The sequence below is a fragment of the Ornithinibacillus xuwenensis genome (assembly GCF_039614845.1).
Lineage (GTDB): Bacteria > Bacillota > Bacilli > Bacillales > Amphibacillaceae > Ornithinibacillus > Ornithinibacillus xuwenensis.
In genome coordinates this window covers 653625-670563 of the sequence record NZ_JBDIML010000002.1, presented here as the reverse complement: position 1 = coordinate 670563, position 16939 = coordinate 653625, and the positions used below count along the sequence as shown (strand labels likewise).

At 37.7% G+C, this 16939-nt stretch carries 10 protein-coding genes; 6 read left to right on the top strand and 4 right to left on the bottom strand.

Going from position 1 to position 16939, the window contains the following annotated elements; translation table 11 throughout:
- Nucleotides 1-25 precede the first annotated feature (25 nt).
- The 4 genes from ABC228_RS09110 to ABC228_RS09095 are packed head-to-tail and all read left to right on the top strand — an operon-like array spanning nt 26 to nt 6361.
- Complete coding sequence (locus tag ABC228_RS09110) at nt 26-1582, top strand: putative polysaccharide biosynthesis protein (protein WP_345824805.1); 1557 nt, start codon at nt 26-28, stop codon at nt 1580-1582.
- A gap of 31 nt (nt 1583-1613) precedes the next feature.
- Nucleotides 1614-3491, top strand: a complete 1878-nt coding sequence (locus tag ABC228_RS09105; protein ID WP_345824804.1) for a DUF5693 family protein — start codon at nt 1614-1616, stop codon at nt 3489-3491.
- On the top strand, nt 3492-4577 hold the full coding sequence (gene csaB / locus ABC228_RS09100; RefSeq protein ID WP_345824803.1) for a polysaccharide pyruvyl transferase CsaB: 1086 nt from the start codon (nt 3492-3494) through the stop codon (nt 4575-4577).
- Nucleotides 4578-4609: 32 nt separating this feature from the next.
- Nucleotides 4610-6361 (top strand): glycoside hydrolase family 26 protein, encoded by a 1752-nt coding sequence (locus ABC228_RS09095; protein ID WP_345824802.1) that lies wholly within the window; start codon nt 4610-4612, stop codon nt 6359-6361.
- A 36-nt stretch (nt 6362-6397) separates the two neighbouring features.
- Here ABC228_RS09095 and ABC228_RS09090 read toward each other — a convergent pair whose 3' ends face one another.
- Nucleotides 6398-7450 (bottom strand): glycosyltransferase family 4 protein, encoded by a 1053-nt coding sequence (locus ABC228_RS09090; RefSeq protein WP_345824801.1) that lies wholly within the window; start codon nt 7448-7450, stop codon nt 6398-6400.
- 112 nt (nt 7451-7562) lie between these two features.
- Nucleotides 7563-8300 (bottom strand): glycerophosphodiester phosphodiesterase, encoded by a 738-nt coding sequence (locus ABC228_RS09085; protein WP_345824800.1) that lies wholly within the window; start codon nt 8298-8300, stop codon nt 7563-7565.
- A 235-nt stretch (nt 8301-8535) separates the two neighbouring features.
- Between ABC228_RS09085 and tagD the strand changes: the two genes are divergently transcribed.
- Both tagD and ABC228_RS09075 read left to right on the top strand, forming a co-directional pair.
- On the top strand, nt 8536-8925 hold the full coding sequence (gene tagD, locus ABC228_RS09080; RefSeq protein WP_345824799.1) for a glycerol-3-phosphate cytidylyltransferase: 390 nt from the start codon (nt 8536-8538) through the stop codon (nt 8923-8925).
- Between the two features lie 4 nt (nt 8926-8929).
- On the top strand, nt 8930-10084 hold the full coding sequence (locus tag ABC228_RS09075; RefSeq protein ID WP_345824798.1) for a CDP-glycerol glycerophosphotransferase family protein: 1155 nt from the start codon (nt 8930-8932) through the stop codon (nt 10082-10084).
- A gap of 370 nt (nt 10085-10454) precedes the next feature.
- Here ABC228_RS09075 and ABC228_RS09070 read toward each other — a convergent pair whose 3' ends face one another.
- Together ABC228_RS09070 and ABC228_RS09065 are read right to left on the bottom strand one after the other, a co-directional pair.
- Nucleotides 10455-11915 (bottom strand): APC family permease, encoded by a 1461-nt coding sequence (locus ABC228_RS09070; protein ID WP_345824797.1) that lies wholly within the window; start codon nt 11913-11915, stop codon nt 10455-10457.
- Nucleotides 11916-12501: 586 nt separating this feature from the next.
- A complete protein-coding gene (locus tag ABC228_RS09065; RefSeq protein ID WP_345824796.1) occupies nt 12502-15609 on the bottom strand; it encodes a S8 family serine peptidase in 3108 nt (1035 codons plus the stop codon).
- Between the last annotated feature and the right edge of the window lie 1330 nt (nt 15610-16939).

Below are 16939 nucleotides of genomic sequence, written 5' to 3'. Positions count from 1 at the left end.
ATTTATCCTTAAGGGGACCTGTTTTATGAGTCAATCATCCTTTGTAAAAAGCACCATTATTCTAACGATTGCTACACTAATTTCAAAAATATTAGGAAGTATCTTTCGTATACCGCTACAGAATATTGCCGGTGATGAGGTGCTTGGAATATTTAGTTTAGTTTATCCAGTATACATGGTTGCCCTTATCTTATCTGTTGCAGGACTACCACTTGCTATTTCCAAGCTTATTGCAGAGGCAAGGTCGAAGAATGATACATTATCCATTCGAGACATTTATCGTACGGCTAGTATTCTCGCGATATTATTTGGACTTATAAGCTTTTTATTGTTATTTACTTTTTCAACAGAGATTGCAGGACTTTTAGGTGGTCCTTCCATTCGACCTGCATTAATTGTTGTTTCAGCTACATTACTTTTTGCTCCATACATGGCAATATATCGGGGGTTCTTTCAGGGGTTCAACGATATGCGACCAACAGCAGTATCCCAAGTAATAGAACAGTTTATTCGTGCTAGCTTGATAATAGCTATTGCCTATTATATGGTTAGTCATCATTTTTCCAATACAGAAATTGCTGGTGGAATTATGGTTGGATCAATAATAGGTGTAATTGGATCACTTCTCTATTTGTGGATGAAATATAGAAGCGCTCCCTTCAAAGCCAGCCATACAAAACGTTATACAACGAAACATTTTCGAACATGGAGTAAACGAATTTTAGCAGTATCCATTCCGATTGCAATTGGTTCCATCACAATGGCTTTATTTAATGTTGTTGATTCCATTACCGTATCCTATGGATTGCGTTCGACAGGTGTAACGGATAGCGAGGTTCATTACTTATATGGGGTTTATAGTCGAGGTCTTATACTCGTGCAAATTGCTACGGTATTTGCAACTTCTGTTGTCCTTCCATTGGTTCCACTTATTACAGCAAAGCTATCACAAAAAGATTATCAAGGCACGCGTTCTATTATGGAGCGGACACATGAAATGACCAGTATGATTTCATGGCCCATTGCCATTGTTCTGTTTGTCCTAGCTGCCCCGCTTAATCTAGCTCTATTTATGAATCTTGAGGGAAGCTGGGTACTAGCAATCATTGGTTTCAGTTCGATTTTCACTTGTCTGACATTAATCGGCACAGGAATTCTTCAAGGGATTAATTTAGCCAAGTTAGCAGCAATCATTATTATAGGTGGGGTCTTATTCAAAACCTTCTCCAATATCATCCTAATCCATTTGTATGGCTTAGAAGGTGCGGCTATCTCAACACTACTTGTCTATTTATTGGTTGTCATCTTAAATACAGTGCTGATTATTAGAAAGATGCACTTTTCCTTTCTTAATCGTAACAGTGCAAAAATCATTCTAGCTTCCATCGTAATGGGGGCAATAATTGGGATTCCAACATTCCTCATCGACTTTGAGGCATGGAATAGAGGCTCAGCTTTATTATATGTATTCCTAGCCAGTATCATCGGTGGGACTGCATACTTTGTCCAATTATATTGGTTCAAGATTATGGATAAAACGATGTTAAAACGAATTCCACTGATTCAGAAAGTCTTTAAATAAACGTTATTTTACTGAAAAGGGAGAAATCTACGTGAAAAATCGTGTAATTGTTTGGACACTATTAATTTTAATCTTGCTTACCTCCATACCAACCGTTATGAATCGCTGGTCTGCTGAGGCGAGAAACAATACGTATGAAATTATCGCGCCTTACGAGGAAATATATGACCTCGCCGTACAAGGTACTCAAGGTATGGATGATATTCTTCGTACTTTGAAGGAAGCAGGATTAACAACCGTCAGTCTTTCTCCCCTATCTCTATCGGATTTAGAGGACCGAGGCATTGTTTCTATATTCGATACAGAGGAGCTTATCAAGGCACTACGTTTTTCGGATTATCAACGTGAGCTTATTCCAGAGGATCTGGGATATTATGTATCTGTCCCCCAAAATGCTTATTACGATGAATTGATACAAACATCATTGAATCCAACACTCGTGACTATTCAAGAAGAGGCCTTTTACTTTTTAGCGGAATCGGAAGGAACTAACCGCTCCTCTATTGTTGGGTATGATGAGCAAGCTATCGAGCAAATTAAAAATAATAACTTAAATTATCTATTCCGAATTGAAAATGATGATGATAATCCAGAAATGAATACGCAAAATGTAGATGCATTACTAAGCTTACATTCTGAGGAGAAAAACAATTTATTGTTTTCAGGTGCTGAGGTTATTGGTTATCCAAGTCCAGAACAAATCCAGAAACATACGCAAGCATTACACGATGCTGGTTATACATTCTATTGGATTGAATTTGCTTCTCAAAGTGGTATGCAAACATTGGCAAGAGCAACAAACTATAATATCGTTCGGTTGCACAGTATTGACTTAAATCAAAAGAATTTAGAAGAGAATACAAATCAAGCCATTCGAGCAATTAAAGAAAGAAGTATCCGGTCTATTATTTTCCATTTTCAATCAGATAATCCCGATACAAGCATTGAGAATGCCGCTGCTTTTATAGCAGGAGTACATCAAAGCCTACCAGCCACATTTTCACAAGGCATACCAGATGCACTCGATAGCATTACGGTTCCGCTATGGAGCATTATTGCGTTGTTAATTGCAGGTATCCTGTATACGTTCCTATTTACATCCGTGCTTGAGCAAAATTGGTTGAAAATAAGTGCTATAGCAGTCATGACAGGAACAGCAATCGCTTACTTATTGCTGGATAGACTCCTATTTTTACAAGCATTTGCCCTAGGCATTGCGATTATTGCACCGACATATGCCGTATTGTCCACTATGGCTACTGATAAAAATATTACGGCACAATATGGGAAAGCACTCGGCATTAATTTTATTGGAATCTATCTTGTTATTGGCTTATTAAATGGGAACGCCTTTGTGACAGGAATGGAATTATTTCGAGGAGTTAAATTGGTGTATGTTGTACCAATTATGCTGGTGACAATTCTCTTATTCTGGAAACAAGCAATCCATATCGTCCATAAGCAAGGCCTAAAACTATTACAAGCCGAAGTCAAATACTGGCACTTGCTCATATTCCTCCTTATTAGTGCTGTTGGCTTTTATTACATTAGCCGTACCGGTAATGGAGGAACCGTCAGTGAAATGGAATTATGGATCCGAAATAAATTAGAAGAATACTTATACGTAAGACCGCGTACAAAAGAATTCTTAATTGGTTTTCCTTTCTATATTCTAGGTCTCTATTTTGTTAAAAAATGGGAATGGGTTGGGAAGTTATTACTGCTAATTGGTGTGATTGGTTTTCTTTCCATGATGAATACTTTTACACATCTGCATATTCCAATATCTATATCCTTATTACGAACAGCTTACAGTATCGTTTTTGGTTACGTAATTGGCATGGTATTGATTTATCTCTTTAAAAAGTTAGCTCCAAAATTGAAGACAATGACAAAGAGGTGGAATTAAATGCACGTAGTCCTATCAGGGTATTACGGCTTTGATAATGTAGGTGACGAGGCTATCCTTTTCTCAATTATTCATGCACTACGAAATGCACAGCCAGATATTAATATCACAGTACTCTCCAATAACCCGGAGAAAACGATGCAAACCTATCAGGTTAATAGTGTGAACCGTCGTAGCTTGTGGGCGGTTCGAAAGGTAATAAAACAATCGGATGGTCTCATCAGTGGTGGCGGAAGTCTTTTACAGGATGTAACTGGACCAATGTCCATTCCATATTATACAGGCATCATTCAACTAGCAAAATTCTACCGTAAGCCTGTATTCATTTATGCCCAAGGAATGGGCCCTATCAATAGAAAGTTAAGCAAATGGATAGTCAAAGTAACCTTAAATAAAGCAGATGGAATTACAGTTAGAGATGACAATTCAAGGAATCTGTTAAAAACAATTGGTGTTAAATCAGATGCACGAATAGCACCTGATCCTGTGCTAGGTCTTGACTCCAGCTCCTTTATTAGTAGTTGGCTTGAAGAGCAAAAAATTGAGACTCCTATTATTGCCGTTAGTGTACGTAATTGGAAAGAACATCGTGCTTATAAGGAAAGAATAGCAAAATGCCTTGATCGACTTGTTCAAAATGGAATGACTGTCATATTTGTACCGATGCACGGTATTCATGATTACGAGGCTTCCCAGGATGTCGCTTCCTTCATGCAGGAAAAAAGCTTGATTTCGCCTCATGATGCAACCATAGAAGAAAAAATTTCACTAATTGGGGCTTCTACCTTATTAATCGGCATGCGATTACATTCGCTTATTTTTTCCGCATTACGTATTACACCATTTATTGCAATTTCATATGATCCAAAGATTGATTCTTTCGCAATGATTTGTGAGCAACCCGTTATTGGTGATGTCACTGCCAAGAGCTGGGATGAGAATCATTTATTCGAAAAAGTGCAGTATTCCATTGAAATGGCAGAAGAGCACACGCTTGGATTAGAAAGGAGGTTACAATCTTATAAACAAGAAGCAATGCAGACCGCAGCTGGAGCACTACAACTAATTAGAGAGAAGGTTAATTGAAATAAATATTGTCATACAAGGGGATTTGCGATATGAATAAGAAAAAGATTGTGTTATCGATACTTATCGGATGTATTATATTTGGTGCTGTAATTGTTTTGCTTATCGGTCCAAGTCGATTTATCTTTTGGACCAAGCAAAGCATAGACAAATTAACCACAGCAACAGCACCATCCTCTACTTATGGAATGGAAATTGTTTATGACGGTGACCATTATAAAATTGACCAACCAATTAAATCAAAAGATAACCAACTATACATAGCGTTATCTGATTTAGAGATGATTACCGAGCTCCAAATCGAAGAACGTGATCAACAAATCTCTATTACATATCAAGATAATCATTTATTCTACCAAGAAGGCGCCGTACAAAATGATAATTGGAAAAAAGGGGAAATAAAAACCAATATGGAAGACGAGGACACCATTTATTTACCTGAGAGCCATATTGAAAAATATCTTGGAATTGAAGTTGATTATTACCTCGATGAAAAAACAAAAACAATTTCACTGCTTAGTCCCCAGGAACAGCAATTAGAGCCATACGACCAAGAAATTGGCACGACCATTTTACTGCATCAAGAAGATGTCCCTTTAGCCAAATATGAACCGAGAGATGGTATTTATTTAGGAGGTTATGTTATCCAAGATGAGCACATCAACGCCAATATGGATAATTTTAATGAATTAGCTAGGAAACAACATGCCTCTTATTTCCGTTATGTAGGTTATGGACAACCATTCCCGAAGGATTGGGTAAATGAAGTCATTGCTGCAGGAGGTTTTCCCCAAATTGCTTGGGAGCCAAATAATGGTCTAGAAGAAGTAAAGGATGACGACTATTTAAGGCAATTTGCAAAGGATGCAAAAGCAGCGGATGTCCCAATCTTACTACGGTATGCTAGTGAAATGAATGGAACTTGGACCGCCTACTCTGGAGACCCTGAACTCTATCTTGAAAAATGGAAACTTGTCCACGATATCATGGAGGAAGAAGCACCTAATGTCATGATGCTATGGAATGTCTTTACAATGCCGGAGAACACGATTGATGATTACTATCCTGGTGACGAATATGTGGATTATGTTGGTGTGAATATTTACAATGTGGTCTACCACAATGATAATTTGGAAGAAATCTCAGACTTTGAAGACCCACTTCGTCTGTTAGATTATGTGTACAATAAATATAGTGACACTAAGCCTATTGTCATTGGAGAATTTGGTGCGACAAACTATACGGTTACAGATGGCTTATATCATGTAGATTTTGCTGTAGAAAAAATTACTCGAATGTATACTTATTTACCAACATTATACCCTCGAGTAAAATTCATTTATTATTTCGATGTGAATAACTTAGTGAATGCCCCAGAAGGTAGAAAAATTAATAACTATGCCATTACAGAAAACCCTAGAATTACAAACGCTTATTCAGGTGCAATACAGGATAGCTTTTACCTATCAGAAGTCCAACAAAATGCTAGTACAGAGGAAACATTCTCCTATCGTGACTTCCTATTTTACTACCAGAAAGAGCTATTCGTGGATATCCAGTTTGTTCGTGACTACTTAGGTATGAAGGTGGAGGAATCGGATAAGGATGAATATGAGGTCACTTACCAGGGAGAAACCCATACGATAAACGGCGAGTCATTAACTATTGATAAAGCAGCGTTTTTTGAAAAACGTACGATTCAAGGGATATCACTGGATGCAATAATTGAGGAATTCAACGTAAAGCATGATTATACAGAGGATATCCTTCATCTTTACCAATAAAAAATGGAGTAGGCTTTCATAGCCTGCTCCATTTTTCTATTTTCGATGTTTACCATTCTCCATTAATCGAAGTATCGGTCGGTAATTAACACTTATTAATCCCGTAACCTCTACGATAAGCTCCACCAGAAGAATTAAAGAGATAATAATAATCGTTGAGCCCCATAAGGTTGATCGTGTAAAAACGATTGCTGCTAAGCTAAATAAGGCACTTAATGCATAGATGGTTATCACCGTTTGCTTATGCGTAAATCCTAACCGGATAATACAATGATGCAAATGAAATTTATCCGGTGCTGAAATTGGTTTCTTATGAATGATTCGTCTTATTATTGCAAAGGTTGTATCAAGAATCGGAATTCCTAAAATAATGATTGGCACTAATAATGAAAATATCGCAACATTCTTATACAAGCCTAACACCGATATGACACTAATCATATACCCAAGAAATAATGAGCCCGTATCCCCCATAAAGATTTTTGCCGGATGAAAATTATAAACTAAAAAGCCTAATGTGCTGCCCAGCATCATAATTCCCATGAATACCATTAAAGTATCGACCATCGTCATCGCTAAACCTGTAATCGTGATTAAGGCGATGGATGATACACCTGCCGCTAGTCCATCTAAACCATCAATGAAATTAATGGCGTTTGTAATGGCAATAATCCAAATAATCGTGAGTGGAATAGCAAGATAATCAAATTCAATTCTATCCCCGAAAGGTAGCGTTATAAATTCAATTCGAATACCGCCGAGGACGGTTACAATTGCAGCCAGTAGCTGTCCAAATAATTTAGATTTGTACGATAAGCCCCTACTATCATCCAGAATGCCTGTTATACAAATAATTGTTGCTCCAAGTAAGACTGGCCACGCATCTAATATTCCAGGATGAAAGATGGTATACCCAATAAAAAAGCTAATAAATATTGCTAATCCGCCTAGTCTTGGCATGACTTGTTGATGAACCTTACGACTATTCGGAAGATCGACTGCCCCTATCTTGAGTGCCAGTTTTTTCACCAAAGGGGTTATGGAAACAGCAATAAAAAAACATAATAAAAGAGCAATAATATACTCCATTTAAATCCTCCTAAGTTAATTCCTATATCAATATGTTTTGTAGTTATGCATAATTTAATGATTGAATTAATTACCATCATTATAGAGGAGCTGATTTACTAAGGTTGAAGCATTAGACACTGATTTTTTCTAGAATATTATTGGTGTATGAGGATGGATGGTAAACTTCTTTTAATATTTCTAATTCATCCGTTGTAACAAGTACAGAGGGATATTTCTTGAAAAAACGCATTCTTTCTACGTTATTAACGGTCCATACCACTAATTGGATGCCTTCCGCTTCACATTTCTTTATGCATTTTTCATCCACCGAGGATTGCTTAACGGCAATATATGCTGCATTTAATCTCTCAATTAGACGAAAATGAGATCGTTTAAGTTTACTTACAAGGGGCCCAATTTTAATTTCCTTAGAAATCTCCCTCAGTATCGCAAGTGAGCGATGGTTAAACGAAATAACATACACTTGGTCAAGCATGCCGACTTTTTGAATGACCTCATATACTTTTTCTTCGATTCCTTTATATAATTTGGTATCTTTTAGCTCGATTGATACAATAATTTGGTCTTTTGCTAAAAGTAGTACCTCTTCTAACGTTGGAATCCTTTCATTCTGTTCCACTCTGAAATTCTTTAACTCACTTAAGGTATACAAACGAATCTCCCCAGTTCCGTCGGTCATTCGGTCGATTCGAGAATCGTGCATGACTACTGGAACCCCATCCTTACTTAGATGCACATCCAGTTCCATATGTGTGTAGCCTAACGCAATTGCAGCTTGAAAAGAAGACATTGTATTTTCTGGATACTTTACAGGGTAACCGCGATGGCCAATCCCACGAATATTCATAAAACCGCTCCTTTCAATTTGGCAAAACCATTCCTTAAAATCATTATAGATTTTAAATATTAAGACAATATTAGTTAGCGGTAAAGCTAATGTAAAGGATGTACTATTAAGTTTTATATATTTACATATACTACTTTTAAAAAGCTGGGTTACTTATTGCACCTACTGAAGTGCGTGACCCAATCTCAGGCAATAACGCCTCTAAAAGTGAGAACGATATTTGGAGGGATACTCCGTGAAAAAAGTTATTACTTATGGAACCTTTGATATACTCCATACTGGTCATATTAATTTACTGCGTCGAGCAAAAGAATACGGTGATTATTTAATCGTTGCAGTTTCTTCTGATGAATTTAATGCACTTAAGGGAAAAGAAGCTTATTATACGTTCGAACAACGCAAAATGATCCTCGAAGCAATCCGATATGTCGATAACGTGATTCCTGAGCATACATGGGAACAAAAATTAGACGATGTACAACAATATGATGTGGATGTATTTGTAATGGGGGATGATTGGATGGGAAAGTTTGATTTTCTGAAGGATTACTGTGAAGTAATCTATCTACCAAGAACGGTAGGAATATCCACGACGAAAATAAAGACAGATTTAAATAGGAGGTAATATAGTGAGAGATCTAACCATTACGATATATCTCGCTATATTTTGGATGCTATTCAACCTTTGTAGCGTTTTCTCCCTAAAGTCAAAGACAATCTTTGTGACTTCCTTTGGGGACAATGTATTGTACACGTTACATGCATTAGATAAACAAACTGATCAACACGTTGTTATTTTACAATCTAGACGTTGCCGAGTTGACTTTGATAAGGCACCCAATCGAATCATAATCTGCTATGAAACCACTAATCCCCTTAATTGGATTCGGGCAATTTATCATTTGGCTACGTCCAATAAAGTGTTTATTGATACGTATTATGCTTTTTTGGCCGTAACAAATTTCAAAAAAGGGGTACAATGCATACAGCTTTGGCATGCAGCTGGCGCAATGAAACGTTTTGGATTAGAAGATTTATCAATCCACAATCGTTCAGCAGTTGCAAGAAGACGATTTAAAGAGGTCTACAAACGTTTTAATTATGTTGTAATTGGCTCTGAGAAAATGCATCAAATATTTCACCGGGCATTTGACGTTACGAATCATCAAGTACTGCGAACCGGAATACCGAGAACAGATTTTTTCTTTAATGAGCCGGAAAAAACAGAAGTACTAGCCAACTTAACTGAAGATATGCCGGTGATAAAGGATAAAAAGGTTATCCTTTATGCGCCAACTTATCGCGATAAGCAATTAATTGTACATGACTTAGCATTAGAAATCGAAAAATTATATGAAGAATTCAAGGATGAGTATGTATTATTTCTTAGTCTCCATCCAGCAGTTCATGTGGATCTACAGCATGATTTTATCGATTTCGTTTACGATGTCTCTAGCTATCACATTAACCATGTTTCACTTGTTAGTGACGTACTTATTACCGATTATTCATCCATACCGTTCGAGTTTGCACTACTCCATAAGCCAATCATATTTTTCGCCTATGACTTAGAAGAATATGAACGAACAAGAGGATTATGGGACGAGTATGAACATCTTGTACCTGGTCCGATAGCGCGTAATACCGATGAATTAATTCACATCCTGAAGTATGATGAGTTTAATATGGGAAAGCTAATCTCTTTTGCAAGGGATTGGAACGAATACTCCCATGGAAATTCCAGTCATCAATTAATTGAAACGATTTACCAGAAACAAAATTGACACTCCTACCTTCACAGGATGAGAGTGTCAATTTTTTATATTAAAAATAGGGGGTATCAAAAAAGTATGTAACAGTTTTATTGATCTTTACAGACTTACAAATTGTTTTTCTCGAAACGTTCTGTATGACAGTACTAACAATAATGGCAAAAATATGAACCAAAGTAATCCTTTAAGGACGAAAGGGATTCTCCCCTTGGAGTGCTTGGACATGTTAATACTCCTCTCTCGTATTCCACTTCACTCTGCTGTTTTCACTTGTTCTTTTTCTCTAGTATCATCATAATAAAGCAATATTAACTGGATATTAATTCCATGTGAAATAACTGTAAAAAATCCCATCTGTTATGAAAACAGATGGGATTACTCATTAATTTAAATTCTTTGCCTTAATTTCTTTACTTCCTAATATTAAATAATTCATTTCTTCTTTTGGAACTTCGTTTATTTCTTTTCGTTTATATAAATAAAAGCTAATACCCAGTACAATCCATACACCTAGCGCAATTCTAGATTCGATTCCAAGGAATGCTGGAGAGCCAGGAATTAATAGTAATGCTAAAAAGGTTACACTCGCAATCATACCTAGACCAGCAAATGTCTTTTTCCACGGTGCAATAACATGCTTTTCTGGATTAAAGTTCGCATCCTCTTTGCGCTTAAATAATGTAAATGCCGTATAGCACGTATAGAAATAGGCAATGGTTACGCCAATAGAAGACATATCAACTATCCAGAGTAATGCTTGTCGCCCAAACCATGGTGCGACCATCGCAACGAGCATGACAAAGATGATTCCCATATAAGGCGTTTTATGTGTTGGATGTACCTTTGAAAATACTCCTGGAATAATTTTTGCCCGTGACATTGCGAATAATAATCTACTTCCTGAAATAATGAACCCATTTAAACCAGTAAAGATACCCATGGTTAGTGCTGTTACTAATACAACAAGCCCCATCGTACCAAGCAGCTCTTGAATAGCAGCACCAGTACCCCAAGCATGACCTTCTGCAGCTAATCCTTCCCATGGTGCGATCATTGCTGTAGCGATAATCATTAAACTATATAATAATGCTGCTACTAAAATCGCAAATATGATTAAAGTAAATGCTTTTTTAGATGAAAAGTGAAATTCTTCTGCTGCCTGTGGAACATTATCGAAACCAACATAGGCCCATGGTGCAATGGCTACAATTGTAATAATCGCTGCAATCGCTGTTTTATCTGCAGGGAACAATGGGCGAATATTAGATAATCCTGCCCCAGGCTGTGCCCCTACCATAAATGTAATCGCAACAACACTTAACACCATAATTAAACAAAAAATAAATTGCGCTCGGCCTGTAAGACCTGTACCTTTAATATTTAGAAAGCCAAAAATCCCAAGCAGTACAGAAGCTATGATGATCTCCATTCCATAAACATCCCAGCCCGCTACTTCATATAGCTTTAGATTTTCAATAACATTGGGAAATACAAATTTTATCATAAGTGCAAATGCCGAGGCGTTTTGTGCAACAATACATATATAACCTAGTGTTAGAAACCAACCACTAATAAAGGCGTGTCTCCGTCCCAAGCTAATAAAGGCATAGGCGAACTCACCACCAGATACGGGGAAGCTTTTAATGAGGAATCCATAACTAATTGCAATTAACATCATTAATAATGCACCGATGCTAAAGCCTATAATGACACCAGCAGGTCCAGCCGTTGACATCCAATTGACCGGTTGCACAAATGCACCCCATCCAATGGATGATCCTAAGGCAATAGCCCAAACCCAATGTGGCTTTAATGATTTTTTCAGTGTCTGTCGTTCTTCCATAATAATCTCCTTTTCTTACGTAAAAATAATTACATGTAACTATTATCCCAAAATGAAATTTTTCCTACAATTTCGATATTCGAAGGATTTCCTATCATATGGGAATATGAATGAATATATGAAGGTATTTGCATATAAATATGATTTTTTTCCGCTAATTTCACTTGAAATATACAGTTTTCAATGGAATTTCCAGGTTGAATGATCAGAGGACGTTTGGGATTGCTGTTTTTTAGGATTCATTGGGTTAATTTTACCGTGAGAGTGAAATTTGGTTTTGCGTGGCGGAAATGTCTAGGGATGAGAGGTGCTTGGGTGGGACCTTGGCTATTTTGGGCGGACTTTAGCTGTTTTGAGTGGGACTTTAACTGTTTTGAGGGGGACTTTAACTTCTTTGCGCTAAACTTTAGCTTTTAACCCCATTTCCAAGCACCCATTGCTCAATCCCCAGCATTTTCCGTTAGAGTTTAGAATTTCTGCCAACCCCAAGCACATCCCATCACTCTCCCAAAACTCCACACAACCAACAAAAAAAACAACCGATACCACATTATTAAGTGGTACCGGCTATCTTTATTTATTCACCTTAACGTCTTGGTTTACCATTTCCGTTTCCTTGTGGTCCCATTACGGTTTCAGTAGTTGTGTTACCAGCGTTATCCACTACAGCAACTCGTACTACTGAGTTTGGTTGAATATCTTCTAGTTCTAGAACCGTATCACCAACAATTGGTCCTTCTGATACAGATTCACCATTCACAAATACTGCCCAGTAAGAAATTCCGCTTCCATTCTCATCAGCTACTTCAATCGAAAGCTCACGATTTCTTCTATCAATATCTGCTTCAATATCTGGAGCGTCTGTGTCTAATAGTAATGGCAGTTCAAGTGATTGAGCTTCTGCACCTTCATAGTCAATAACTGCTTCTACTTGTAAGTAATATTGACCATCTTCTGCTAGCGCTCCATCAATTGTTCCATCCCATGCCCAATCAGATGATATCTTGTAATAGCTTCCTTCCCCACTATCATAGTAATCTTTACGTAAAAATTCTTCGGTAAAGATCGTTTCGACTACATTTCCATCAGAATCTAAAACATTAAAAGTTGCATCTTTTGCGTTTCTTATAAAGGAAAGAGACATCACTGCATCCTCCTTTGCTCCATCTCCATTAGGGGAGAACGCAATCTTCGTAGGATCATATTCACCTGTCGCTTGGTCTAATCCTAAGAATTCAAATTCATCTCCTCCAAGCGATGTCGCTATACCAGTCATACCATAGAAAGTTAGCTCATCCCACATTGGCGTATCAAAAATAGGTGCTGATTGCCATTCACCTTTGAAGCCTACATATGGCACATTTAAAGCTGGGTTTGTATCAGTTGGATCGGTTAACATAACAAATCCTTCTAACCAATAACCGTTTGTGAAATAGCTATTTAGATCAGCATCCCAATCACTCACATCAATTGCTACCTCAAATGTTGTGGAACCATTTGCAGGAACTTCAATCGTGCTAACTGCTTCCCCGTCAACTGTTGTTACTGCTCCTAAATCTAGTGCTCCAAATAGATTTGGTGCTGTTACAAATACCCCTCCACCATCAACAGGACTATCTGTTTGAGCATTCGCACTAACTTCATAGCTTACTGCTTCATCTGTGAAGTTTTCAGCAGTTAATTCAAATGTTACTTGATTACCAGTAATTTCTTTTAGTGACACTTTTGCTTCTCCTGTTTCTGAATTAGTTACCATTACAGGAGTTGATAATGCAGAATGAAGCTGCATTAGACCAGAACCTTGACGACGTGGTGAAACTAGAGCACCGTCAAAATCTACTGGGTTAGATGTATTCATTAAAATATTTTTAGCTAATAATACACGATCCGAACCCTCTAAACCGAATTCTTCATCTACACGCTGTAGGATTAGTGCACTACCACCAGAAACATGTGGAGCAGCCATTGAAGTCCCACTCTTCACACCATACTCACCATTGTTCAATGTAGAATAGATTAATCCACCTGGTGCAGTGATTTCAGGCTTGAAATCAAGGTTTGGAGTTAATCCCCAAGATGAGAATGAACTCATTTCACCAGCTGTAGCATTTGGCACGGATGTTTGGTCACCGTTAAAGGTTATTGTAGCTGTTTGACCATTAAGTAGTGCCTCAGCCAGCTTATCACCGTCTACTTTTGAAAGGAATAGCTGTGGAATAACAATAGCCGGATCTGATGCCATGTTGACCATTCCGTCCGTATTATTGTATACAATGACTCCCTCAGCACCAGCGTTTTGCGCATTTAGTGCTTTTGTGATGAAATCAAGCTCTCCACGCTGTACAAGTGCAAATTTTCCTTCATAGTCTTTTCCTTCAAAATCTTCAGGATGACCAAGTCCAGATTCTACTAATTCAAAGGAAGTACCAGCTGTTGGAGGTGTTTGACTTGCAGACATAAATCCTGCAATTCCGCTCTCACCGCCATCAATTGAATATTCCAATGCATCAACTGTCAAATAGCTATTTTCAAAGGATGCAACTTGTAACGAATCATAAGCAATTCCTGGAGATCCAGTTACGCCATAATCAGGATTCGATGCATAAGGGTAGAAGAACCCATCCCCAAACATAGCAGAGTTACCAGAAGATATAGACATCAGGATGCCATTATCTACTGCACGAGAAACAGCTAATTGCTCTGGATCTTGACTGTCAACAAACCCAGCAGGAGCACCAAGACTCATGTTTAACACATCTGCACCAAGTTTGATTGCATCATCAATCGCTTTAATATAAACGTCTCCATACGTATATGGATTCTCTGGATCATTACTAAATACTTTTAAGTTTAATATTTGAGCTTCTGGCGCTATACCAGTAATCCCACCATTTTCTTCATCACCATTTGCACCAACAGTTCCTGCTACGTGCATACCGTGTGAAGATGCTCCAGGATAATTATCTGTATACTCATGATTTTGATCCATATAGTTGTAGCCATATGGAACTTTTTCAGTATAGTAAACTCCCGGTAATTCTTCATCAGCAATAATTTGATTAATTTCTTCCTCTGTCAACTCAACAGAAGTTTCTTCAGAAAGCACCATATCTTGGTGGTTATGATCTACGCCTGTGTCAATAACCCCAATTACCATGCCTTCACCTTTAAATCCATACTCATTCCATGCTTGTTGTGCTTGAACAAGTTCCTTACTGTAAGCCATGTCTGGTTTAGCAATTGGTTGTTCATATTTTGTTGAAATGACGACACTTTTTACATTCGGAAGTGCTTGAATTTCTTCAACATCGCCAAATTTAACCTCAGCACTAAAGCCGTTTACAACCGCATCAAATTCTTGAAGGATTTTAGCATCAATTTTCTTTTCCTTCATCGCATCCTTTACGGCCCTTTTTTCATCTCTAGCTTCATTTAGAAGCTTCTTCTTTTCAGCTACACTTAAATCACCGAACTTAACCCCTTTTTCTGTAGCTACTTCAATCGGTGCGTCACCCTCTAGTTCAACCGTGACACGAACTTCTTGCTCGGGACCAATCGTTTCTTCTAAATCTTTCGAAAGCGTCCCTTTCTGAAGATTACCATTAACCACTAGGCTTCCGTTAGCTGTCGCAAAAGAAACCGTGCTAAAGGCTAATAGAAAGATTAAAGTTATTACCGAAATTCTTCTAATCATTTCCTTCCTCCTCTATTAAGATTGACTTGCTTGTTTAAGTCTTTAGCCCTTATCCCCTATGATTCTAGTAGCCTAAAAACTTAGTAATTTTAATGATAGATAATTCAAAAAAGTTAGACAAGGTTCAATAGTCTTAGATAGAAAGGTAGATGATTTCTCGGTAAAACGATAAGCTTTTGCAGATTTCTGCAAGATGTAATAAAAAAGGTCAGGTAGTTTGGCCTAATTACGGGCGAAATTCGAGTCAGATAGCATTACCAGTTCAACTATATCGACAAAAATAGTTCGTTATTAAGAACGATTTTACTGAAGATTACCCTACTTTCGTGAATTTCGGTTGATACTTCATGGCAAAATCAATAGATTAAGGAGATAGGAGATAATACTATTGTTTATTTGTGGATGAGGTCATCTCTCATGCTCAATCCTGTTTTCTCTTTAAAAAGTGCATGAGGGGGCTCCTCTCATGCTGGTTTCACTCCTGTTTTTTCTTTAAAAAGTGCATGATCAACCTCTCTCATGCTCCTTTCACTTCCATTTTCACGTTAAAAAGTGCATGACAGCCCTTCTCATGCTCCTTTTAATCCCATTTCCTTGCCAAAAAGTGCATGATAGACCTTCTCATGCTCCTTTTAATCCCATTTCCTTGCCAAAAAGTGCATGATAGCCCTTCTCATGCTCCTTTTAATCCCATTTCCTTGCCAAAAAGTGCATGATAGACCCTCTCATGCTCCTTTCACTTCCATTTTCACGTTAAAAAGTGCATGACAGCCCTTCTCATGCTCCTTTTAATCCCATTTCCTCGCCAAAAAGTGCATGACAGCCCCTCTCATGCTCCTTTTACTTCCATTTCCTTGCCAAAAAGTGCATGATAGCACTTCTCATGCTCCTTTTAATCCCATTTTCTCCCCAAAAAGTGCATGATAGCACTTCTCATGCTCCTTTCAATCCCATTTTCTCGCCAAAAAGTGCATGACAACCCCTCTCATGCTCCTTTTAATCCCATTTCCTCTCCAAAAGGTGCATGATAGCACTTCTCATGCTCCTTTCACTTCCATTTTCTCGCCAAAAAGTACATGATAGCACTTCTCATGCTCCTTTCACTTCCATTTCCTTGCCAAAAAGTGCATGACAACCCCTCTCATGCTCCTTTTAATCCCATTTTCACGTTAAAAAGTGCATGACAACCTCTCTCATGCTCCTTTTAATCCCATTTTCACGTTAAAAAGTGCATGACAGACCCTTTCATGCTCCTTTTAATCCCATTTCCTCGCCAAAAAGTGCATGATAGAACCTCTCATGCTCCTATCACTTCCATTTTCACGTTAAA

Bases quoted from the DNA above. Each gene is read 5' to 3' on its own strand.
- csaB (WP_345824803.1), top strand. From the start codon at position 3,492: ATGCACGTAGTCCTATCAGGGTATTACGGCTTTGATAATGTAGGTGAC.
- ABC228_RS09110 (WP_345824805.1), top strand. From the start codon at position 26: ATGAGTCAATCATCCTTTGTAAAAAGCACCATTATTCTAACGATTGCT.
- ABC228_RS09095 (WP_345824802.1), top strand. From the start codon at position 4,610: ATGAATAAGAAAAAGATTGTGTTATCGATACTTATCGGATGTATTATA.
- ABC228_RS09065 (WP_345824796.1), bottom strand. From the start codon at position 15,609: ATGATTAGAAGAATTTCGGTAATAACTTTAATCTTTCTATTAGCCTTT.
- ABC228_RS09085 (WP_345824800.1), bottom strand. From the start codon at position 8,300: ATGAATATTCGTGGGATTGGCCATCGCGGTTACCCTGTAAAGTATCCA.
- ABC228_RS09070 (WP_345824797.1), bottom strand. From the start codon at position 11,915: ATGGAAGAACGACAGACACTGAAAAAATCATTAAAGCCACATTGGGTT.
- ABC228_RS09090 (WP_345824801.1), bottom strand. From the start codon at position 7,450: ATGGAGTATATTATTGCTCTTTTATTATGTTTTTTTATTGCTGTTTCC.